The 23,966-nt window shown below is 36.7% G+C and carries 18 protein-coding genes; 5 read left to right on the top strand and 13 right to left on the bottom strand.

Annotation, left to right across the window (positions count from 1 at the left end; translation table 11 throughout):
- Window positions 1–8 precede the first annotated feature (8 nt).
- Window positions 9–2,144 carry a TonB-dependent siderophore receptor gene (locus CRS_RS19280; RefSeq protein WP_142725587.1) on the bottom strand — a complete coding sequence of 712 codons (2,136 nt, stop codon included), beginning with the start codon at window positions 2,142–2,144 and terminating at the stop codon, window positions 9–11.
- Between the two features lie 100 nt (window positions 2,145–2,244).
- On the opposite strand from CRS_RS19280, the gene CRS_RS19275 reads away from it, so the two are divergent.
- Window positions 2,245–3,045, top strand: coding sequence for a T9SS-dependent choice-of-anchor J family protein (locus CRS_RS19275; RefSeq protein WP_142725586.1), 801 nt, complete (start codon window positions 2,245–2,247; stop codon window positions 3,043–3,045).
- A gap of 192 nt (window positions 3,046–3,237) precedes the next feature.
- On the top strand, window positions 3,238–4,530 hold the full coding sequence (locus CRS_RS19270; protein ID WP_142725585.1) for a T9SS type A sorting domain-containing protein: 1,293 nt from the start codon (window positions 3,238–3,240) through the stop codon (window positions 4,528–4,530).
- A 132-nt stretch (window positions 4,531–4,662) separates the two neighbouring features.
- Here the strand turns inward: CRS_RS19270 and CRS_RS19265 are convergent, their stop codons facing one another.
- From CRS_RS19265 to CRS_RS19255, 3 genes are all read right to left on the bottom strand, one after another.
- Window positions 4,663–4,953 carry a putative quinol monooxygenase gene (locus CRS_RS19265; protein WP_142725584.1) on the bottom strand — a complete coding sequence of 97 codons (291 nt, stop codon included), beginning with the start codon at window positions 4,951–4,953 and terminating at the stop codon, window positions 4,663–4,665.
- Between the two features lie 88 nt (window positions 4,954–5,041).
- Complete coding sequence (locus CRS_RS19260) at window positions 5,042–5,980, bottom strand: sulfite exporter TauE/SafE family protein (protein WP_228451301.1); 939 nt, start codon at window positions 5,978–5,980, stop codon at window positions 5,042–5,044.
- 222 nt (window positions 5,981–6,202) lie between these two features.
- Entirely contained in the window at window positions 6,203–6,610 is a 408-nt protein-coding gene (locus CRS_RS19255; RefSeq protein ID WP_142725583.1) for an Rrf2 family transcriptional regulator, read from the bottom strand.
- Between the two features lie 205 nt (window positions 6,611–6,815).
- Between CRS_RS19255 and CRS_RS19250 the strand changes: the two genes are divergently transcribed.
- Window positions 6,816–7,244, top strand: a complete 429-nt coding sequence (locus tag CRS_RS19250; protein ID WP_142725582.1) for a DUF4268 domain-containing protein — start codon at window positions 6,816–6,818, stop codon at window positions 7,242–7,244.
- 109 nt (window positions 7,245–7,353) lie between these two features.
- Window positions 7,354–7,992 carry a hypothetical protein gene (locus tag CRS_RS19245; protein WP_142725581.1) on the top strand — a complete coding sequence of 213 codons (639 nt, stop codon included), beginning with the start codon at window positions 7,354–7,356 and terminating at the stop codon, window positions 7,990–7,992.
- A 328-nt stretch (window positions 7,993–8,320) separates the two neighbouring features.
- Here the strand turns inward: CRS_RS19245 and gldG are convergent, their stop codons facing one another.
- The 4 genes from gldG to kbl form a co-directional block, all read right to left on the bottom strand.
- Window positions 8,321–9,991 (bottom strand): gliding motility-associated ABC transporter substrate-binding protein GldG, encoded by a 1,671-nt coding sequence (gldG, locus tag CRS_RS19240; protein WP_142725580.1) that lies wholly within the window; start codon window positions 9,989–9,991, stop codon window positions 8,321–8,323.
- 4 nt (window positions 9,992–9,995) lie between these two features.
- A complete protein-coding gene (locus CRS_RS19235) occupies window positions 9,996–10,724 on the bottom strand; it encodes an ABC transporter permease (RefSeq protein ID WP_142725579.1) in 729 nt (242 codons plus the stop codon).
- 57 nt (window positions 10,725–10,781) lie between these two features.
- Window positions 10,782–11,333, bottom strand: coding sequence for a CopD family protein (locus CRS_RS19230; RefSeq protein WP_142725578.1), 552 nt, complete (start codon window positions 11,331–11,333; stop codon window positions 10,782–10,784).
- A 173-nt stretch (window positions 11,334–11,506) separates the two neighbouring features.
- Window positions 11,507–12,703 carry a glycine C-acetyltransferase gene (kbl, locus tag CRS_RS19225; RefSeq protein WP_142725577.1) on the bottom strand — a complete coding sequence of 399 codons (1,197 nt, stop codon included), beginning with the start codon at window positions 12,701–12,703 and terminating at the stop codon, window positions 11,507–11,509.
- A 157-nt stretch (window positions 12,704–12,860) separates the two neighbouring features.
- On the opposite strand from kbl, the gene CRS_RS19220 reads away from it, so the two are divergent.
- Window positions 12,861–13,739, top strand: coding sequence for a cupin-like domain-containing protein (locus tag CRS_RS19220; RefSeq protein WP_142725576.1), 879 nt, complete (start codon window positions 12,861–12,863; stop codon window positions 13,737–13,739).
- A 63-nt stretch (window positions 13,740–13,802) separates the two neighbouring features.
- Here the strand turns inward: CRS_RS19220 and CRS_RS19215 are convergent, their stop codons facing one another.
- The 5 genes from CRS_RS19215 to CRS_RS19195 all read right to left on the bottom strand — a co-directional run bounded on the left by CRS_RS19215 (window position 13,803) and on the right by CRS_RS19195 (window position 23,860).
- A complete protein-coding gene (locus CRS_RS19215) occupies window positions 13,803–15,734 on the bottom strand; it encodes a M1 family aminopeptidase (protein ID WP_142725575.1) in 1,932 nt (643 codons plus the stop codon).
- 83 nt (window positions 15,735–15,817) lie between these two features.
- Window positions 15,818–17,287: a D-alanyl-D-alanine carboxypeptidase/D-alanyl-D-alanine-endopeptidase gene (dacB, locus tag CRS_RS19210; protein ID WP_142725574.1), complete on the bottom strand. Its 1,470-nt coding sequence runs from the start codon at window positions 17,285–17,287 to the stop codon at window positions 15,818–15,820.
- A 162-nt stretch (window positions 17,288–17,449) separates the two neighbouring features.
- A complete protein-coding gene (priA, locus tag CRS_RS19205; RefSeq protein WP_142725573.1) occupies window positions 17,450–19,897 on the bottom strand; it encodes a primosomal protein N' in 2,448 nt (815 codons plus the stop codon).
- A gap of 376 nt (window positions 19,898–20,273) precedes the next feature.
- Entirely contained in the window at window positions 20,274–21,182 is a 909-nt protein-coding gene (locus tag CRS_RS19200; RefSeq protein WP_142725572.1) for an AEC family transporter, read from the bottom strand.
- 209 nt (window positions 21,183–21,391) lie between these two features.
- A complete protein-coding gene (locus CRS_RS19195; RefSeq protein WP_142725571.1) occupies window positions 21,392–23,860 on the bottom strand; it encodes a glycoside hydrolase family 2 protein in 2,469 nt (822 codons plus the stop codon).
- Window positions 23,861–23,966: the final 106 nt, after the last annotated feature.

Raw genomic sequence — 23,966 nt, 5'->3', positions numbered from 1 at the left:
CTAATCCTTTAAAAATTATAATTTAATCTGGCAAAATAGCTTCTGCCATAGAACAGATTCTGTTGGTTCGCAGCAGCATTATGGCTGTTGCCCGCCTGTATTGTATTTCTGACTGAGGTTACGTCAAAAATATTTTTTATCCCTGCGCTGATTTCAAAATGATTTTTAAAGAAAGGCTGGCTTACGGTGAAGTTCATCATATGATAATCCCCAATTTCTCCAAGCACATATTGTCCCGGATCTTTCGGGTCCTGCAGGTTTGTCTGATGTGTATAGCGTTTCTGTGACCCTGTATATTTGTAATAAAGAGCAAATAACGTTTTCGTATAAGGCAGCGTATAATTAGCTGCCAGATTAGCTTCAGCATAAAAATTATAATCATCCGGAGAAACAATATTTCCGGTATTAAGAACCTGAGAAATACCTAACACTGAAACGCCTGCATTTAAAGAAAGATCACCTTTTCTTACATTGATTCCCCCTCCAAACAATACAGATTTATAATTATCAACATTTAAATACGTGATTTGTAAAGGACTGTTATTGACAATGACACTTTCAATTCTGTTTTTTACATCTAAAAACATCCCGGAAGCACTGAAATTAAACTTCCAGTCATTTGAATTGGTCATGGCATAATCCCAGAATAAAGAGGCGGAATATCCTGTCTCAGGCTTCAGGTTTTCATTTCCTCTGATATCGTGGTTATTATCTACCACAAAGGTGTATAATTCATCATAAGTAGGGAATCTGTTTGCAGAACCAAATACCAAACGGATATCAGATTTTTCGGTAGTTTTAAACCTCAAAGTCGTTGAATAATTATACTGAGAGTCAAATTTATCACTTAAAGCCAGTCTTATACCCGGACGCAGGGAAAACCAATTGTTAATATTCCATTCGGCAGATAAGAAATTGGCATAATTGAATATTGTGCGTTCGATATCCTTTCCGTTATTATTACTCTCAAATGTACTGGCACTGGCAAAACCTTTTGTCCTGTCCAACTCATATCCTAACTGAAAATTGATTTTTTCACTGTTCAAAAAATTACTGAACATTCCTCTGGAATAAAGTACATCTGATTGATAGAAAGTCAGGTTTTCATCTCTTGACAATTCCTTCCTGCCCGGTACATCGTACATATAATGTTGTGACTTCCTTTCCTGAGTCTGATAAGAGAAATCCCCATTATAATTGATTCTTCCTATTTTAGTCTGGATATTGAATTGATGAATCCATCTTTTTGTATTATAGTCGATATCTTGTACCGTATAAGTTCTGTTGCCTCCTCCCAGATAAAGTTCATTTACCAATGGATTGTAGTAATTGATTTTCTCAGACAGAAAATTCATTTTATAGTAAAAACTTGTATTGTTTTTATTGTAGCGTATTACTCCGTTGGTTGTAATCTGATCTTTGGGTTGCCAGTCATACCCGCGTAAACCGTCATTGCTTTCATTAAAGTATTTATACCCCTGAAGATCTCCTTTATATCCCTGAAAATCATTATGGTTAATATCTGCAGAGACAGACCATTTATCATTGATTTTATATCCTATATTCAATGACTGTATATGACGGCCGTTTCCTTTTTTAAACCAGTCATAATCTTTATTCACAGTTTCTTCCTGTAAAGAAGCCAGAATCGAAACTTTTTTACCATAGCTTTTCTTTGTGATGATATTAATGACACCTGCTACAGCATTATTACCATATTCAACTCCCATGGATCCTTTTACCACTTCAATACGTTCAATATTATTAACGTTAATCTTAGTAAGATCCACCAGATTACCCATCCCTTCATCACTTACAACAGGAATATTATCAATCAGAATTTTAGTATAAGCTCCGCTCAATCCCATAATATTGGCATTGGAATTCCCGGAACCTCTATTGGGCTCTATTAAAATATTCAGATTTTGATTTAAAACCTCAGCAACATTGGTTACCGCCATATTTTTGATTTGCTGCGCATCAATTACTTCTACTTTGTATATTGATTTATTGATAGACTGCTGCATATACTGACCTGTTATGACAACTTCGTCAATATTATTTTTATTCAAAGAATCTTTTTGTTGTGCATTCATCCAAAAAGTAATGGACAGTGACAAAACGGTAATCACTTTCTTCTTCATAACTATTAAGAAAAATTTTCAGCAAATATAAAGCTTTATTTAGACTCATTAAAAATAAATATATATTTTTGTGGAATAATTCTAAATAAAAATAAAAATTATGAAATTAAGATTACTTATTGGAGGTTTAATGTTCACAGCAATCGGTATGAATGCACAGCTGAATACTATTGATGAAAACTTTGACAACTTTACCGCAGGAAATAACACCTTTCCCCAAAGCGGATGGTCAGCAGTCTTAGCTCCCAATCCAATGCCTTTTCCACCTGCTCCATTGATGATCGTCACCAGTACAGCGAATAAAGTGGTACAGGCCTATTCCGGAAATAATTCAACTGCTCCATCGTATCTTATCACTCCACAAATTGTGGCCCCTACAGGTAACAAGACCTTATCTTTTACCGCTGCAAAAAGCACAGGGACCAACGGTAACGGAACCCTGGAAGTGGGGCTTGCATCAAACCCTGCAGATATGACGACTTTCGTATCTATAAGCAATCCTATTTCTCTGACCAGTGAAACGGTACAAACTTATTCCATTCCTGTGCCGGCATCTGCTGCCACTTACATTGTTTTCAAATTCACTCCGACAATAGCTCACACTGCTTTACAAATTGACAACGTCGTATATAACACCACCGCTTCTTTAGGAGTACATGACAACAATAAAGCGACAGAAAACTTAAGATTTGCATTAAACTCTGATCAGACCACATTGGAATTCATTTCAAAAAAAGATCTTAAAAATATCCGTATTTATTCTTCTTCAGGCCAAAAAATTGCAGAAGGAAGACCAGACGGACACCGATTTGGGATCAGCACTCTTAAAACCGGAGTATATTATATGAACATTGAAACCTCTGAGGGAAAAACAATTCAGACAAAATTCATCAAGAGATAAGGTTAATCAGACTATTCTATCTTTTTAAAGCCGGCAGGGTTATTCCTGCCGGCTTTTTTATAGCGGTTTTTCCTGTTCATCATCATAACAAATATTGAAACACGACAAAAATCATGTTTTTATTTAGACTTATTAAAAATAAATATATATTTTTGTGGAATCATTCTAAATAAGGAATTTAAAAAATAAATTATGAAAACAAAACTATTATTGGCTTCAGTACTGGCAATGTCTGTTCAGCAGACTGTTTTGGCACAGACTGATGCATTGGGATACACGCAGGTAAATATGACAATGGGAAGTGGGTATCAGAACCGCGTATTTGTGAACCTTGCAGATGGTAATATGGTTTCTCAGCCAGCCAATACGTGGGATATTGCTTTTTATAGAAATTCAAACTATGCATTCGGATCCAGGATCAATGATGCAAAAGATATTGAAGTATTCGCAGCTTCAACCAATTTAGCAGATTGGGATAATATCAGCATCAGCAACGAATCTTCATGGGGAGCTCCACTTTACAATCCTGATCAGACGACTGACTGGAGCCAGGGTGCCTTCGAACAGGGTCCTGTGATATCCTCCAACCCTAATATTCCTTCGACTGGATGGGGAGTTTACAACCCCGTGAACCATCACATTCAGGGCAAAGCTATTTTTGTTTTAAAGTATGCTTCCGGAGCCTATGTTAAATTTGCTATTGAAGATGCATTTGCAGGATATACTTTCAGATATTCAAAATGGAACGGCACATCATGGGGACCTACAGAAACAAGAACCATCGCCAACGGAACAGATGATACTTATTTCAATTATTTTTCTTTTGATACCGGGGCTAAAGTTCCTGATATGGAACCTTCCAGATCTGCCTGGGACTTCGTATTTACCAAATATTATACCTTCTATATGGGGGTACAGATGTATCCACTTTCCGGTGCCATTCAGAATCCGAACGTTAAAGTAGCAATGGTACAGCCTGAAACACAGGAAACAGTGGCTTATACAGTTCCCGCCAATGCAAGTTTCTCATCAGCGATTACGACTGTGGGACATTCATGGAAAGGGATCGGAACCGTAAAAAATGATGTGGTGTACTATGTCAAAAAAGGAAACGACTACTACAGAATGTACTTCACTGCAAACGGTGGGGCTACAACGGGAAATATGTATTTCAAATACAAAAAGATTACTGAGACATTGGGCATTACTGAAATCGGAAAAAAGGCTTCTTTCGGTATATATCCTAATCCGGCAGCAGCCGATAAAAAAGTGACGGTTCTTTTTGATGTTAAAGAAAAGACAGGTAACAAAGGAAATGCAGAAGTTTATGATCTTACCGGAAAAAAAGTATATTCTGCAGAACTTACCAATCAGGCAGGATTCTATAAGCAGGAACTGAACCTTTCAACACTTCCTTCAGGAAATTATCTTGTCAAAATTACTTATAGTGGCTATTCGGAGACGAAAAAGCTTATCATACAATAAATATTTATTTTAATACTTTCTATTTTTTCTAATAAAAAGGCGGTTTCAGATTGTTGAAACCGCCTTTTACTTTTTATTGAAATTGAGAAAATCTTTAAATTTTTAGATTCTTAAATCTCTAAATCTTCAGTATTAATATATTTTAAATCCTTTATAAACCTGTGCTGAGCTTTCCATGATTTTGGAAGCATCTTGACGGAAATCTAACAGGTGATCCTGGCCGTTATGCCTGTTGTGGTGATCAACGCTTTCCCAAAGCTCGATCAGGAAAAAAGTTCCTTTATTATCTTTATCTTCAATAAGATCATACTGCAGGCAGCCTTCTTCTTTTCTTGTTTCTTTCACAAGCTTCTGAAAAAGCTCTACAGCATCCATCAGATAATTTTCATTAAACTTAAAAAGTGCGATGATATGTAAATTCATGTTCTAATATTTAGTGATGTAAAAGTAAAATATTTTCAAAATCAAATATCTTTTTAAACCCTTTATTTTTCCACACCAAACATAATTTTTAATTAAAAACTGATTTATAAATAGTTATAGAACTCATTACAATCACCAAAGTCCCGATAATCACAAACATTTTCTTCACGGGAAGCTTAGCGGTAAGCATTGCAGAGAAAGGAGCGGTAACAATCCCCCCGATCAAAAGCCCGAGAATAATATTCCAGTGCTGAATTCCCAGAGTAAAAAAGAAAGTAACGGCAGCAGTAATGGTAAGGATAAATTTGGCTACGGTAGAGCTGCCTACCGCAAATCTTGGAGTAAATGCATTTTTAATCAGTGTTCCGGTCACCAAAGGTCCCCAGCCTCCTCCTGCAAAAGAATCTATAAAGCCACCAATCACCCCCAGTCTGATCAGATTGGTTTTTCTTTTTAAAGCTTTACTCTGTTTTTCTTTAAATGCATTAGAAAGAATCTGGTATCCGAGATATAATGTATAAAAAGCAATCAATGTTTTGGTAATCTTCGCATAGTATTCACCAAGATAAGTGAGGCATACTGCTCCGATGATAGCTCCGATAACAGCTGGAATTGCCAGTTTTTTGACCAGACTTTTACTTACATTTTTCAGTTTAATATGACTGAGGCTTCCTGCTGCTGTGGTAAAACTTTCTGCTGAGTGAATACTTGCACTGACAATATGCGGCGGAATATTCAGTAACATCAATGTCGTAGTACAGATCACCCCATAACCCATTCCCATAGATCCGGCAACAATTTCAGCAAAAACTCCTACCAGAAGCATCCAGTAAAAAATATAATTGTCTTTTGCCAGAATGTTCTGCAGCTCTTCCAGATACCCCAGTTCATACATTGAAAAAACAGCAACGGATATAATTGCAGCCGTTACAACAAGGACATTAAGTCTTACCTGAATTTTTCTTGAAATCACCATATCACAAAACAGTTTTAGTCCATAGTCTTTCACTATCAGTATGAGTGACAAAAAGAACATTTAGCCATTGCCTGCTTTCTGTCCTTAGATGCATAATTTTTTTCCCGTGTATATATACAGGTTGTACTGTTGCAAGAGGTGAGTTAAGATTTTGTGACTGGTCTTTCTCTTCTTTTGAAATCATAATTTATTCATTTGAAGTAGTGCAAATATCTGATAAAAATATTTATTCTACAAAATAAGTAGACTATTAATTCAAAAAAAAGGACCCGATCAGTCGACCAGATCCATTAAAGTTTTACTTTCCAGAATATTCAGTGAAGCATCCCGAACCTCTATCAGCACATCATGAAGTCCGCAGTGATCTTCATTACAGTCTTCACATTTTTCATAGAAATTCAGACTTACACAGGGAAGCATGGCAATAGGTCCGTTTACCAGACGAATAATTTTTGCCAGTTTCACATTTTCAGGATTTTCTTTAAAAAAGTATCCTCCACCCTTTCCTTTTTTACTGTCAAGGATCTCCGCTTTTTTCAGCTCAAGAAGGATATTTTCCAAAAACTTTAAAGGAATCTTTTTATGTTCCGCTATTTCAGAAATAAGAATCGGGCCTTCATTTCTTTTTTCTACAAGATATGAAAGCGCCTTAAACGCATATTGAGATTTTTTTGAAAGCATTACAGCAAAAATAAGAAAATTGTTTAACATTTGAAAAAAGACAGAAAATAGAAATCGTAAATAAGGAGAAAGACAGGCCACTGAAAAGACAGACTGTGGTTTCATGATTTTTTCATACGATTTTGGTTGTTCTGTATATCCGTAATTTTACGGTTTTCAATACCACATTTTTGCCTTTCTCCCATTAAATCATTATGTTTGCCATATGTTCAGTAAACAAGAGGCACAACAACTAAAAAAAGAATTTTGGACAGCTTTCGGAAAATCATTTCCCAGAAAATGGATTCTTTATGACACTAAGATTAAAGATATGGCATTTAAATTCTCTGCCGATAATAAGAAGGCAGAAGTTTCTCTGGATATCGAAATGAAAGATGAAATCTTCAGAAATGCGTACTATGAAAAGATCTGGTCTCTGGAGGATATTTTAAGGGATTTCGTTGGAGATTTTCAGAAAGAAGAATATTTCACTCTTGAGAATGGCAAGATTATCAGCAGAATATGGGTAGAAAAACATCAAGTTTCCATTTTTAACAAAAATACATGGCAGGAAATTTTTGAATTCTTTGTGGACAAAATGGACGGTTTTGAAAGGTTTTACTATGAATATGAGGATTTTATAAAGGATATATAAAATACTTACGAAATAAATACTACTTTTTGTTTCGGATTAAGATAAAAAGAAAACTTATCTTTGCAATACCACTTAACTAATAGATGAAACTAAACTAACATGATTAAAAATGAGAAAAGTGTACAAAAACATTTTTGGAGAGATCATTTCCAAAAGTAATGCTGCGAAGCTGAACGAATATCATCTGTATTATTATGAGGAAGATTCTGATTTTTTAAAGGAAATTGAATTTATCAATGAAGACAGTGTTTACAACATCAATTATTTTTTAAGTGAAGATGAAGACGAAACACAAGTAGTCGATTATCTTAAAGAAAAATCAGATTTTTTTGATATCGAAAAAAAAGAAACCACTGACAGCTTTATTATTTCTACCAATAAACTGTATTCCTTATCCGTAGATGACCTTCCCTTAATTTCCAAAACCGTTTTCCATACGGACGACCCTGAAAACTTCATTTGCTCCCAGGTCATTGATAATGAAACCCACAAACCCCAACTTGAAAGAACAATAAAATGCTGGTATACCCATGATGAAAATGGTGAAAAATATGCAGCAATAGAATGCAGCTATCAGGAAGACGGAAAACTGGAACTGGCTATAGACAAAACCTCTGATCCTGAAAATGAAGAAAACTGGACCCAATATGACTATGACACTTTCCAGGACCTTCAGGAACGTATATCCACTGATATCAGCTATTATAAAACCGCCACATTACTTCCAAAACAAGCTTATCAGAAATAACCTCTACTTTTATAAATACTTACCTTAAAAAATTATTACTCGAAGTAAACTCAACTTTTTGATCAGGCAAAAGTAATTGGACGCCATATTCTGTTTTCCCATATTTTGTACAGCCTGATCAAAAAGAAATACTTATAGGAAAAACTACGTATAAAGGAAATAAGGTAAGATCAGAGGAAGGTGATTACAAAAAATTTCTGCCGACCCACTTCCTCCTTCTGGTGATTAAGCTATTCATCAGGAGCATTAAGCTGAATTAATTCCGATAAGAAAAGGTTTAATATTAACAAAAAACTGCCGGAAGATTTTTCCGGCAGTTTTATTTTTTTTATCCAAATTTCTTTTTCCTTAACCAGAAGAACAATCCTCCGATAAGCCCGATAATCACCAGTGGAAGCAGTAAATTCAGCCACTGCCAGGTGGATTTTTCTTCAGTAATTCTTTGCCTGTCAAGAAGTCTTTCTTCAATATTCCTGTTTCTAAGCTCCATCAGATTGCTGTCATCCAATAGATAATCCAAAGCATTTCTGAGGAACTGTTCGTTTCCAAACTGTTCATTCGTCAAAAGATCTACTCCTAATGGAAGCGGTTTTCCTTTAATTACTTTATTTCTTCCTACATCTCCGTCAGCAATAACGATCATTTTATTTTCAGGACTTGTGGTTTTAAATCCGGGATAAGCTTTTCTTTCAATTCTCGATGCATACGCAGAATTGAATTTTCCTTCCAAAGCTACGGCAAAGATCTTCGGAGTACTTGGCTTTTCCATTTGGCCAAGACTGTCTACACTGGCGATTTCTTTCAGATCCACATAATTTGGGACCTGCTTCAGCAGAGTTCTTTCACTGGATTCGAAAAGAACTTTTGTTTTGATATTCTTTCTTCCTCCCAATGTATCGATGGAGGTCGGAAATTCAAATTTCACAGGGTTGATATTTTTGGTGATGGGATTACTATTTTCCGCAATTCCAAGTGGATAATAAGGCCATGGTAAGCTTGTGTACTGAGGATTTCCACCCACTTCCCCTGTCACCAGTCTTAATAATGCAAACTTTTTAACATCCTTTACCAAAGCAGGATTAATCCTTACGCCGTAGTTAAAAAAAAAGTCGGTCATATTGATATCAACCGGGAAAGGCATTACTTTTTTGGATCTCGTTAAGGTATCCATTTCAGCATTTACTGCATCAATCATCCAAAGTGTCTTTCCACCGTTCATAATGTACTGGTCAAGAATTACTTTTTCATTATCTGTAAAAGCTTTTCTGGGTTTTGCGATCACCAGGGCACTCATCTGCTTCAGTAACGGAACATCTGCCAGTGAAAGCTCAGTCTGGTTTTCAGGAATAATTGGTCCTACATCATAATTTTCCATTGCCAGCTGTACAAACCCCTGAAATTCATCAGCATCCAATTCATCATGGTTTACCAAAATTCCGATTTTCTTTTTCTTCGTGGCCGCGATATTTTTGATATTGGACACAAGATTATATTCCAATCCTTCAATAGATTTTGTCAGCTGCTGATCAGCATCAATTCCTGCCTGCTGTACTACCAACGGTATAGAAACTCCATCATTCCCATATTTGATCACAGCATAAGGGAAAAGCGTGATCTGCGAGATCTTTCCATCCTTTACATCGGGAAGGATAGACGGCTGCATTCCCATAGCCATCAGGGTATCCTGGGACATTTTTGTTTTGATCGGATCGATGAATTTAAAATCAATCTTCGGATTAATTTTTCTGAACTCTTCCAGCATGAATTTCGTTTCACTCTGAAGCTGCTTGAAACTTGCCGGAAAATCTCCTTCTAGATACACTTCAACAGTCAGGGGCTTTTTTACAGACTCCAGCACTTTGATGGTGTTATCAGAAAGTGTATATCTTTTTTCTTTCGTTAAGTCTAACCTTATTCCCGAATAGGTCAGGATAATAACCAAAGGAACAATTGCAATTAAGAAAATTCCAAGGGGGGATTTAGCATTGATCTTCTTCATGATTCTACTTCTTTTTGTTAATAAAATGATTGGACAATACTAATGAAGCTCCAATGATAAGGATAAAATAAGCTACATCTTTACAATCAATAAGACCTCTTGTGAAACCTAAAAAATGCTGATAAAAGCCAATATTCTGAAGGATAAAATCTGCTCCTCCCAATAGTTTATAACTTGCCAGCTGTTCGATTCCAAAATACATGATAAAGCACATGAAAACGCCCAATAAATAAGCCATAATCTGGTTCTGAGATAATGAAGAAGCTAAGATTCCCACTGCTGAAAAAGCTGCAATTAACATGATAAGCCCAAGATAGCTTCCGAAGGTCATTCCAAGGTCAATGTTTCCTGCAGGAACTCCCAGCACATATACTGTATAGAGGTAAATTAATGAAGGGATAAGGCATAAAATTCCGACAATCCATACGGAAAGGAATTTTCCAGTGACCAGTTCTGAAACCTTTAAAGGCTGTGAAAAAAGCCAGTTTAATGTTCCGGTCTGCTGTTCTTCTGCAAATGTTTTCATGGAAAGAGCCGGGATGATAAACATCAACAGCCATGGAACCAGTACAAAATAGCTCTGCAGTGAGGCCATTCCGATCTCAAAAATATTAGAATCGTTGTCGAAAAAGAACAGGAAAAGGGTTGCGATCAAACTGAAAGCAGCAATGATCACCCATGCACTCCAGTTTCCAAAGTAACTCCAAAGTTCTTTCTTTAAAATTGCAATCATAGTTTTTTGTAAGATATAGAAAGGATGATGTATTCAGATATACGTCCTACTCCACAATTATTTGTTTTTTTTATTTTTATTAACCAGTTTTACCGTCATCATGATCAGCAATACAAGAACGAAAAATCCTGTAATTAATTGCCACCAGTATTCGATCACCATAGATTTTAGAATAACTGTAAATACCACCAGAAACAGAATGAAGGTTGCAATTTCATTTGCCTGTCTCAATTTGATATTGGCAATAGGCAGGGTATTTCCGTATAATAGCTTTAGCTGAAGGACTTTTTTCCAGCACCAGTAATGGTAGACCGCCAGTCCGATAAGGAAGGTAAGTTTCAAATGAAACCACCCCATTTTCATCAGTCCCGGATTTAAAAAGATCATAACCAGCCCACATACCGCCATGATTACCCCTGCAGGAACAGTGATAATATTCCACAGTCTTCTGGCCATAAAGGTATACTGCTCTCTCAGAATTTTCTTTTTTTCTTCAGGAAATTCATCAGTGTCTTTGTAGTAAACGAAAATCCTTACGAGATAAAAAATCCCCGCAAAATAGCTTACCATGAAGATAATGTGCAGCGCTTTGATTATTGTATAAAGCATTCAGAAAAAATTAACAGCAAAGATAAGCTTATTATATAATTGTTAAAAATAAATTTCTTTTGATCAGGAAAATCCAATCAAAAACGGATTTATATAAAAAAACAGTTCGGCTCGGGCAGCAAAGCTGCCCCGAGCCGAACACTATATTTTCATTGTTGTGACCCATTCAATGATTAAGAGATGACTCCTAATTCTCTTCCCACTTTTTCAAAAGCAGCAATCGCTTTATCCAGGTGTTCTTTGGTATGGGCAGCAGACAGTTGTACTCTGATTCTCGCTTTTCCTTTCGGTACCACAGGATAGAAGAAACCGATCACATAGATTCCCTCATCCATAAGCTTTTCAGCCATTTTCTGAGAAAGCGGTGCATCATAAAGCATTACCGGAACAATAGCAGCATCTCCTTCAGGAATATCAAAGCCTTTTGCTTTCATTTCTGTTCTGAAGTACTCTGCATTTTCCATTACTTTATCGCGAAGGGAAGTATCATCAGTAATCATATCTAATACTTTCAAAGCAGCTCCTACGATTCCAGGTGCTAAAGAGTTTGAGAACAAATATGGTCTTGAGCGTTGTCTCAGCATATCGATGATCTCTTTCTTACCAGATGTAAATCCGCCCAAAGCTCCTCCCAGAGCTTTTCCTAAGGTAGAAGTGATGATATCTACTCTACCCATTACTTCATTGGCTTCATGAGTTCCGCGGCCGGTTTTTCCAATGAAACCTGTTGCATGAGAATCATCTACCATGACCAATGCATCATATTTATCGGCAAGGTCACAAACTCCTTTCAGATCTGCAACAATTCCGTCCATTGAGAATACTCCATCTGTTACGATGATTTTAAAACGGTGGTTCTTTTCAGAAGCAGCTATTAGCTGAGCTTCCAGATCCTCCATGTTATTGTTTTTATATCTGTATCTCGCAGCCTTACAAAGACGAACACCATCAATGATTGATGCATGATTCAATTCATCTGAAATAATAGCATCCTCTTCTGTAAATAAAGGTTCAAAAACACCTCCGTTGGCATCAAATGCTGCCGCATAAAGGATTGTATCTTCGAGACCCAAGAAATCTGCTATTTTCTTCTCCAGTTCTTTGTGAATATCCTGTGTTCCACAAATAAAACGTACAGATGACATTCCATATCCATGAGACTGAATCATATCCTGAGAAGCTTTCATCACTTCCGGATGATTGGATAATCCCAGATAATTATTCGCACAGAAGTTTAACAGCTTTTTTCCGTTAGCCTCTATTTCTGCACTTTGTTGAGAAGTGATGATTCTTTCCCTTTTGTAAAGTCCGTCATTCTCAATATTCTGAAGTTCATTCTGTAAATGTTGAAGGTATTTTTCAGAGATCATTTTAGTAATTTTTTAGATGTGCTAATTTACTAAAAAGGCAGTAAAATAAAACCTTTTATGCGTTTAATTCTAAAAAAACAATTTGACTTTCAGTTTTAACATTATTAGTCTACTAATTTAGTAGGATAATATTTATATTTGCTTAAAATTTGAATATATGAGATTAAAGCCGGTACAAAAAATAAAGAAAATAAGTTCAGAGACCTTTATTAATAACCACATGAAGCCGAGAATTCCAATTATTATTGAAGATTTTGTACATCCGGAAAGCCCAGCCTTTAAAAAATGGAATTACAGCTATTTTAAAAAAATTGCCGGTGATCATATGGTCAATATTTATGGCAGCGAGTTGGATTCCCTGGACAGAGTGGCAAGTGATCCTATAGCACAATCTACATTTTCAGAGTATCTTGACCTGATCCAGTCAGCTCCAACCGAACACAGACTTTTTTTATTTAATCTGTTAAAAATAAAGCCTGAGCTTAAAAACGATATTATCTACAATGATGTGACAAATGGTAAAATACTGAAATGGCTTCCTTTTATGTTTTTCGGAGGAGAGGGCTCTGTAACCAGAAATCATATTGACATTGACATGTCGCACGTTTTTATCACACAATTCAAGGGAGTCAAAAGAATTTGGCTCTTTCCTTGGGAGCAGTCTGATTTCATGTATAAACTGCCCTACAATTTCCATAGTCTGGCTCAAATTAAAAATCCAGATTACAGAAAGTATCCGGCTCTGCTCTACTTAAATGGCTATGAAGCTATTATTCATCCCGGTGAAACGCTTTATATTCCTTCCGGATGGTGGCATTATATTCAATATGATACAGAAGGATATTCAATATCAGTGAGAGCACTTCCTTCAAGTTCTCTCGAAAAATGGCGTGGTTTTAAAAATCTTGTGATCACCAGACATTTTGACAATCTGATGCGTAAAATATTCAAAGAAAGGTGGTTTTCCTATAAAGTCAGGCTGGCCAGACAGAGAGGTGCCAGAGCTGCCAGAAAACAAAGAAGCTTTCAAATCTGAAAGCTTCTTTTATTATATCATAATTTGATCAAAAATAATAGTGTATACTTTATCGTATGTTATTTAATGTTTGATAAATTTAATGTTCTTTTCATCAACCGTAATGAAATAGGCTCCCGGAACCAATTCTGCAATTCCAATCGATTTACCTGGCTGATACGTTCCTTTTCCTACCAGTTTACCGTCTATAGCATGGATTGTGAAATCTACAGTTCTGTTAATTCCTTTCAGATAAATTTCATTTTTTGCAGGATTCGGATATAAACCAAAGCTTTCCTTCTCAACCGATGAAACACTTAGCGTATTATCCTGAGTGACGGTTGAGTTTTTTTCAATAATCTGGTATTCGTAATTAAACTGAACACTGGCGATCGGGAATGTTACCGATTGAAGAAAGTATTGATTATTGGAGGTATTATTAAGAACCAGATAAGCTGTCTGCCCTGAAGTTCCTGTCACTTTAACCGGTAAAGGCATTTCGAAAAAGCTTACTGTAGGACTGCTTTGTGTCTGTGAAACTTTAAATAAAGCCTGATTACCGCTCTGCATCCATTTTATAGTATAAGTAGGATATCCCTCTCCATATATCCAGTCATTGAAAAACTCTGTAAAGTCTGTTCCCGTTGACTGCTGTAAAGAAGTATTGAAATCTGCTGTACGTGCATAGCTATAAGCAAGATTCGGTCTGGCATGATAATCCTTGAGTGCCTGATAAAAAGTTGCATCTCCCAAAATCCATTTCAGCATTCTCAACACATAACCTCCTTTTGAATAGGACAATCTGCTGTCAAATATTCTGTTGATGCTGGAAAGCCCATTATCCGTTACATAAACGCTTCCGGTTGTGCTTGATGTTATATAATTGGACTGCCCCTGTAAGTAATTTAGAAATTCTGTATTGCTCATCAATAGTTTTTCATTGGCAACATGTTCTCCAAATGTTGCAAAGCCTTCATTCAGCCAGATATCATTCCATGCACCACAGGTTACTTTGTCACCAAACCACTGATGGGTAAGCTCGTGGGCAATAAGCTGCTTGCTCCAGCCTCCCATGGAAGACATGGTCTGATGCTCCATTCCTCCCCCATACATAAATTCCATATGCCCATACTTTTCATTACGGAAAGGATAAGTTCCAAAATAGGTTTCAAAAGCATTCATCACCTGCTTTGTCCAGTTAATATTGGCTACACTGGTAGCATTTGAGTTCGTGGACGGATAAATATAATTGATAAAAGGGAAAGGAGGATTTCCAATAGTATCAGTAAGTTTCACAAAATTGGTGATCGAAAGGGCGATCAGGTAGGCCGGTGTAGGATACATTGTTCTCCAGAAAGTAAGTTTGGTATTTCCCGTGGGAAAAGTTTCAGACATCAGCTTTCCATTGGCTGCTACACTGTAATTGGATGGAGTGGTAATTTTAAAATCAAATCTTTCAATTTTATCATTCAAACTCTGCTTGGTAGGAAACCAATCCTGCGCACCGTAAGGCTCATTTAAAGTAGAAAGCACAGGAGTTCCGCTCTGAAAAGCTGTTTTGAAAGCATCATTACCTGTAGAAGGAGCTCCTGCATAATAAATAGTAAGGGAATCCAGTGTATTGGCAGGAATAGACGCTGGAAAATCAATCTTCAGTTCTTGTGAAGGAAGCTGTTGAAAACTTGTGATATTGGTGCCATGGTATTTCACCTGAGAAACCGTTAATGAATTGGAAAGATCAAAATAAATACTTCCCATACTCTGCGTAGGTTTGAAATGTGAAGTTACCGAACCGGAAATATTATACACTGCAGGATCCAGGCTGACATCCATTCTCTGGTATTGTAAATCGTAATTCAGAGTATTGGGATTGGTGTTCCCGATATTCATTTTCTGAGTGAAAGATTTTTTCTCTTTTTCGATCAATCCTTTCATATCAGTATTTTGCTCATGCTTCTGGCTATAGAACTGCTGAGAAAATAAAAATCCCAACACCAAAAGGTACAATTTTGTCATGCTTAGAAATATTTAATCAAATATAAAAAAAACCTTTTAATCAATGATTAAAAGGCTGTTATAATATATAAAATAAAATATTTTTAAAGATCTAATGCGGGTTCAAGAATTTTTTCCATTCTTTTCTTCACCATATCTACTGACCCGGCATAATTGTTTACCATTAAAGAGAAAACCAGAGTTCTTCCGGAATTTGTCTTAAGATATCCAGCCAGTGTTTTTACTTTATTCAACGTTCCGGTTTTTGCAAAAACCTGTCCGTTACCTCCCAAATTAAACATTCTTTTCAAGGTTCCTGATTGTCCGCCGACTGGTAAAGATGTCAGATAAGCACTATAATATTTCTGATCCATCAGAGACGTCAGAAATTTTACCTGGGAAATTGGCGTTACATTATTGCTTCTTGAAAGTCCGCTTCCATCAATATAACTAAGACCATTCATATCAAAACCTGCCTCTCTTAAGTGGTTTGTCACAACAATTCTTCCTGATTCCGAAGTCTGATCACCCATTTTCTGATATCCTACTGTTCTCAACAGGGCCTCGGCTAATGAATTATCACTGTGCTGATTGGTGTAATAAATAATATCGTTTAATGTAGGGGACTTATAAGCTGAAAGCATTTTTCTGTTTTCCGGTGCTGCATCTGTCATTTTTGGAGTTACTTTTCCGGTAACAGGAATTCCGCTTTTTACCAGTGTTGTTCTGAAAGAATTGGCAAGATAAGCAGGAGCGTCAGGAAGTTTGGTTGTCAGCACACCGTTTCCGTCATACTTTTCTGCATATACCATCTGATGAGCGTAAGGGGAAACATAGAAAAATTTCTTTTCTGCAGAGAAACCTCCTTTTTTAACGATCAGTTTTTCGTTCGCCGGATTAATTCCCTGAGTTGTTCCTGCAGGCAGATAATAATTATTGTTCTCAAGCCATACAACATTTTCCGGAAGCATTGAAATATTGCCTTTGAAAAGCGCTGTCTGAATGATAATATCACCATTTACCTTTTTGATTCCCTCTCTTGAAACTCCTGCTACGAAATCGGAAATAATGTCTCTGTAAGAGGATGCACCCGCTTTGTTTGTTCCTAAAGAAGGGTCACCACTGCCTATGACATAAAGATTTCCATTTAAAACTCCGTTTTCATCTATAGTGCCTGAATATTCCAGCTGAGTCATCCAACGGTAGTTTTCACCTAACAGGTTTAAAGCTGTTTCCGTTGTCAGTAATTTGGTAGTAGAAGCAGGTACTAAAGGAGTATTTTCATTATACGAAGAGATAATTTTCTTCGTTTTCGGATCGTACACAACGAATCCCCAAGTTGCATTTTTCAGCACAGGATCCGCCATCATTGTGTTTACGTTAATGTCTACAAGTTCTTTTGCTGACAAAACAGTCTTCTCCACTACCGAACTAACGGGTGAAGGCAGATTTAAGCTGCTTTTCTGGTTGTCATAATTCTGAGAATAAAGAACGGTAGAAACGGTAGATTGAGCCAGGAAAAGACCAGAAGCCAACACCGCCGCACTTGAAATATATTTTCTGAAATTTACCATCTATCTTCTTTTTGTTCTATAGGTTTTGACTCTATAAAAAATGACAGGTTAAATCATTCAATAAAAAAGCCAAACACTTAATCAACGTCCAAAAGTAGAAATTATTGTTATATAACGGACCACCAGTGTCTTATAAAAGAGTGTAAAGTTTGTTAAAAATTGTTAAAAATCTACAAAAACATCTTTTTTAATGCTTTGATATGCAGTGATTTCATCAAATTCTTTCAAACTTATCAAAACCATACTTTTGAATCTCTCATAGTTTTTCCCTCTGGGAAGCTTAAGCATAATCTGGAACTGATACAAATTATTCAGCTTTGCAATCTGAGCTCTTTCAGGACCTAAAACACAATCTTCCGGAAGATATTTTCTAAGAATAGAACCCAGAAACTGAGAAGCACGGTCTGCTTTATCCTCTCTTCTGTGTTTCATTTCAATCATAATCAGTTTGGTAAATGGCGGATAGTGGAATTTCTGACGCTCTGTAAGTATATATTTATAGATCTTCGCAGGGTTATTCATTTTGATCAGCTGAAATACAGAATGATCAGGGTTAAAGGTCTGAATAAAGATTTTCCCTCTACCGGAAACTCTTCCGGCTCTTCCCGAAACCTGTGTGATCAGCTGATAAGCTCTTTCCTCTGCCCTGAAATCCTGAACATACAACAGGGAGTCCGCTTTGGGAATTGCAACAAGTTCAATATGATCAAAATCCAGTCCTTTGGAAATCATCTGAGTTCCTACGATGATGTCCGTTTCTCCCTCTTCAATCTTTTCATACAGCTTTTCGTAGGCAAATTTCTTACGCATAGAATCTACATCCATTCTGTCAACCTCATTCTCAGGGAACAGCTTGGAAACTTCCTCATGAATCTGCTCTACTCCAACTCCCCTTTCATTCAGCTTTTCAGAATTGCACTTCGGGCAGCTTTTGGGTTTTGAAGCTCTTTGCCCACAATAGTGGCACTTCATTTCATTAGCCGCTTTGTGATAGGTCATGACCACATCACAGTTGGAACAGTAATTTACATAGCCACAGCTCTCACATTCTATTACATTGGAATAACCACGCCGGTTGTGCAGAACAATGGCCTGTTTTTTTTCATCTACTGTTTTTTTAATCTCATCAATAAGCTTCAGAGAGAAATTTCCTGAAACCTTTTTAGATTCCTGAGCTTCCTTGAAATTGATCAGTTCATATTCCGGCAGATTCACGTTCCCGAATCTTTCATTCAGGAAAACATATTTCATTTTATCTTTTCTGGCACTGTAGTAGCTTTCAACAGAAGGGGTGGCAGATCCCAGAATAACTCCCGCTTTACACAGTCTGCCTAACACCAGAGAGGCGTCTTTAGCATTAAAATAAGGAGACACTTCCCTTGGCCTGTATGCCGAATCATGTTCTTCATCTACGACAATAAGTCCAAGATTCTGATAAGGTAAAAACAAAGCATTACGGGTTCCTACCAAAATACGGATATCATTCTGCCTGATTCTTCTCCAAACTTCCACTCTTTCAAAATCAGTAAGTTTCTGATGATAGAAACCGAGCTGTTTACCATACTTTTTCTCTAATCTCTGGGTAATCTGTTTGGTCAGAGAAATTTCAGGAAGCAAAAACAGAACATTTTTTCCGTCACGGATACATTCTTCAATTTTCTCTAAATAAATATGAGTTTTTCCTGATGAAGTAATACCGTGAAGCAGGACATTCTTTCCTTCCTCGAAAGCTTCATCGATCTCAGATTTGGCTGTTTTCTGCTGTTCTGAAAGTTCTTCAAGCTCTTCTATTTCCCCTTCATAACTCTCAATTCTGTCTTTCTGCATATAGTACTCCTCCACCAGGCCTTTATCTGCTAAAGGTTTAAAGTGAGAACTTCCAAAATACCCGTCTTCAAAGAGTTCAGATTTTTTTATTGGAACATCCGGCTTTTCAGTCTGCTTTTCCAGAATAAGCAGAAAAAGATCTTTCTGCTTCTGTGCTCTGTTCAGTTTTAAAAGGATTTCTGTAAGATTCTGATTGACCAGAACCTCATCATTAATTCTTACATAAGCAACTTCTTTCGCTTTATATTTTTCAGCAATTTTCTCATCAATTTCAATATACTGAAGATCAATAAGTGAATTGATCGTTCTGATGATATCCTTTTTAGGAATGAAAGCTTCAATATCTGTCAGATTGATCAGCTGTCGGACTTCGAGTGCCTGGACCAGGTACATTTCATTGACATCCAGATTTTCAAAATCAATGACCGCTCCCGGTTTCAATTTTAAATACGTTTCACTTTCGAGCTTTAATGAAGAGGGAAATGAAAACCTGTAAATTTCTCCGAGATTGCACAAATAGTATTCTGAAAGCCAGTTCCAGAAATCAATCTGCTCCTGAGGAAGAATTGGCTTATCGTCCAGCATACTGATCATCTCCTTCGCAACAAAGTTTTCCGGTGCATTATCGTGAAGTTCAAATACAATTCCCGTATAGATTTTCTTCCCGCCAAACGGTACCAGAACACGCATTCCAGGCTGGATTTCAGATATCAGTTCTTCAGGAACCTTGTAGGTAAAAGATCCTTTTAAATTCAGTGGTAAAACAATTTGAGCGTACTGCAAGGGAAATATTTAAAATGTAAAATTAGATTTTTCCTGAGAGAACTGCAAGTTTGTGGAGATTCTTTCGTCTTCGTTTAATAGACATTTAAACCCTCATTCTCAGGTATCATTCTGTCATTCCACAGAAATTTGCGAAAAAAAATCAATAATAATTCAATAGGAACGGACTTTAGTCCGTTTGATAAAAATTAAAATTTCAATTGGCTTTAGCCAAAACTTATATTATAACGCAATGCTCACAAAGATACTATGAATAGTTTTCAATTCGTTCGCAAGGGCGTTTTACTCAGCAAATGTATTCCTACGGAATGACAAAGTGTGCTGATAAAAGAACAACACAAATTCAGAAAGGATCGAAGAAAGGATTCATGAATGACTAAAAAAGCAGCTCCGTGATCTGATACCAGAATGCAGAAGTAAAAAAACCTACAATAATACTGAATCCAATAATCAGGTTGGTGAGTTTGGTATTCAGCCTGAACTGTTCTGCGATAATGCTTGAGGTTACAAGTGTCGGCATGGCAGCTTCAAATACGGTAATTTTTGCCACATTCCCTTTTATTCCCAGTAATAAAGCCATTCCTAAAACAATAGCAGGGGCCACAATAAGCTTGTAAAGCATAGACATGGACATCTGCGGGACCAGTTTTTTCCATCCGTTGAATTTCAACTGCAACCCGACTGAAAACAAAGCTAATGGACTTACTGTAGCTGCCAGTTTATCAAAGAACGGTTCTGCAAAAGTAAAATCAATAAATTGAGACAGAACCAAAGCAGAAATGCAGCCAATTAGCGGTGGGAATGTAATGAGTCTCTTTAAAATAAAAACAGCACTTACCTTTCCTGATTTACTTCCTCCTTTTACTGCTGCAATAATTCCCAATGTAGAAAGGGCAAAGAACATCGTCTGGTCACAGATAATCGCAATACTCAGAAGCCCTTCTCCATAAAAGGCACTGATCAACGGAAATCCTATAAATGATGTATTGCTGTAACCGCTTGCCAATTCTAAAGTGCTTCTGGAGCGCCTTGAATACCCCCTGCTCTTACTGTAAAACATCATAAAGAAAAAGCAGAACACTGCAATTAAAAATGTGGCTGCAATTGGAAACAGCATCTCTGTTGTCCATTTTACTTTTGGCAGGTATTTAAACGACACTGCCGGAAGAGCAAGATAAAGAATCCAGGTATTGATACCCTTGTGAGCATCGGGGTGGATAGATTTTGTTGCTTTGAATACCATTCCTGCAATGATGCACACTGCAATCAGAACAAAATTTACCATAACTGTAATAAAATATGAGGCAAATTTACGGCTGATTTTTGAGTTGGAAAGGTAAAATTTATATTTTTTTGAGTAGAATTTCTAATGAACCTTTGCTGCTTTAAACCTTATAGGTTTGGAGATCTACCTGCCGGAAATTAATAACCCGTGTCAAGGTTTTGAACCTTGACATGGGTTTAACTGCTTGAAATAATTTTTCAATATAGATTTTAATTCTTCATCACATCCCAAAGGCTCATTACCTCAACATTTTCCAAAGGCTTTGAAAGGGTAATCCTTTTTGAAGTTCCGGAAAGCAGGTCAAAAAAATTATCACTAAAATGAGCATCACCTATCAGATAAATATCTTTTGCCAGGACATCTGTTGAAATTTCAATTTCAGCAGGTGATATTTTTCTGATTTTGATCTCGGGCTTTGAAAGTTTTATATCTTTAGGTTTGTTAAAAAAGAACAGCTTTTCAAATTTTGTATCTTTTTCAGAGCTGATCTTTAAAACAGCTTTAGATAAATCAAACTGAGCCCATTCTGTCTTACTGATGCTACGAATTTTTTCACTTACATCAGCATTGACAAGACCTGACTGACTGGCTTTCCAAAGTATTCTACCTGTGAAATCCATCAGTTCAAATTGTATATCTGTTTTCAGTTGTTTCAGCAGATCACTTATAAGATAGATGTCATAATTTTTTTCTGTTTCAGCTACTGATACCAACACTGGCTCAAAACTTCTTTTTGCCTGATAATGGAAAGCTTTCCAGTTTCCTGAATAATCAATGGAAGACCATGAAACAACCGGCCAACAGTCGTTGAGCTGCCAGTATAACGTTCCCATATTGTAAGGTTTTGCACGGCGGTGAGCTTCAATGGCAATCTGCATTCCTCTTGCCTGCAGCAATTGTGATACATAATTATACTGTACAAAATCTGTTGGAATTTTATAATCTCGTTTCAGATATTCATTAATGATATCCCAACCTCTGGCGTGTTTTTCATGTGCTTTGATGGTTGAATTTTGCAGATTTAAATCCGGAGTACCTGAAAACATTGTTTTTGTTGTCTGTATAGTAGGAGTCCCCTGAAAACCATATTCAGACATAAAACGTCCTACTTTTTCGTTATAAATTTCAAATGGCTGCTCTCCCCACCAAACGCCCCAATAGTGAGAATCTCCTTCGGCAAGGCTTTCCTTATGTCCCCAACCGATAGATGGCGAACTTGGCCAATATATATTCTTATCTGACTTCAGGTTTTCTGCCAGTGCCTTGGGAATGACTTCGTGAAACAACTTTTTATAGTCTTTCCAAACCTGAAGAGAGTCATTTTTTGAATAGTTGAACTGCTTCTGATATCCCCAATTGACAATCGCTTCATCAATTTCGTTATTTCCACACCACAAAGCAATGGATGGGTGATTTTGCAGTCTGGTGACCTGATCTTTTACTTCTTCCTTTACATTGTTTAAAAATGCTTCATCTGCCGGATAAAAACTTCCTGCAAACATAAAATCCTGCCAGACCAGGATACCATTTTCATCACAGGCTTTGTAAAATTCATCGTCTTCATAAATACCTCCTCCCCAGACACGGATCATATTCATATTCGCGTCTTTGGTATCTTTGATCAGTTTCCGGTATTTTTCTTTGGTCATTCTGGGTGAAAAACTGTCTCCCGGAATCCAGTTCGTTCCTTTGATATACAACGGCTGTCCGTTCACTTTAAAATAGAAAGATTTTCCTTTTTCGTCTTTTTCCTGTACTAATTCTACAGTTCTTAATCCTATTCTTACATTTTTACGATCAATATTTTTCTGACCTTTTGAAAGCTTCACTTCAAAATCATAAAGATTGGCATCACCGCGTCCATTAGGCTGCCAAAGCCTCATCCCACTCGTATCATAAGGAATTGTAATTGTATTGATTCCTTTTTTTAATGTTATTTTCTGATGAATGGAATTAAGATCCAATGTATAGTCACCAGCATTTTGAGCATAAATCTCTACGTCAAAATGTAAATGATCAGCAGTTTTAGCCGATCTGTTCTGAATATCCTTAACAGTGATAATTTTAGCATTATTCCAGAATTCCAACTGAACATCCTTCCAGATTCCTGCCGTAACCAATCTTGGTCCCCAATCCCAGCCAAACTGATATTGTGCTTTTCTTACAAAACTTCTTGGTGATTCGGGCATGGTAAAAGGAACTTGCTTTGCCAGTTCTTTTCCGGCATTTACCGCAGATGTAAACCTGACCTGTAATATATTCTTATCTGATTTCAGATACTCTTTCACCGGAATACTCCATTTCCTGAACATATTGTCTGTTTTCTTTAACAGGTTACCGTTAAGATAGATTTCAGAAAAGGTATCCAGTCCATTAAAAACCAGATCAATATTATCATGTTTTAATTCCTGGGAAGAAACAGTAAATACGGTCTGATAATCCCAGTTTTCATTTTCTATCCACTGTACTTTCTTTTCGTTTTCATCTTTATAAGGATCCGGAATAATCTTATTATCCATCAAATCCAGGTGAACTGTTCCCGGAACTTTCGCAGGAAGCCAGTTTTGATCTTTTGCATTTTTGAACTGCCAGTCTTCAGAAGATAAATTTCTTTGTAAAAACTGTGCTGAAAGGATATTCTGCATAAAAAGGAAAGCAAAAAGAATCGTTCTATTCATCAATAAATTTGTTTTGTATTGTTACCATACCAGTGATTTTGTCATTCCGAGGTACGAAGGAATCTCTACCATAAGAATTTAGATTCCTGCTGCGTCTGGAATGACA

Origin of the sequence: Chryseobacterium sp. ON_d1 (assembly GCF_006829085.1) — a bacterium.
GTDB lineage: Bacteria > Bacteroidota > Bacteroidia > Flavobacteriales > Weeksellaceae > Chryseobacterium.
Note: the sequence above shows the minus strand (reverse complement) of the source record. Positions and strands in the feature narration are given on the sequence as shown.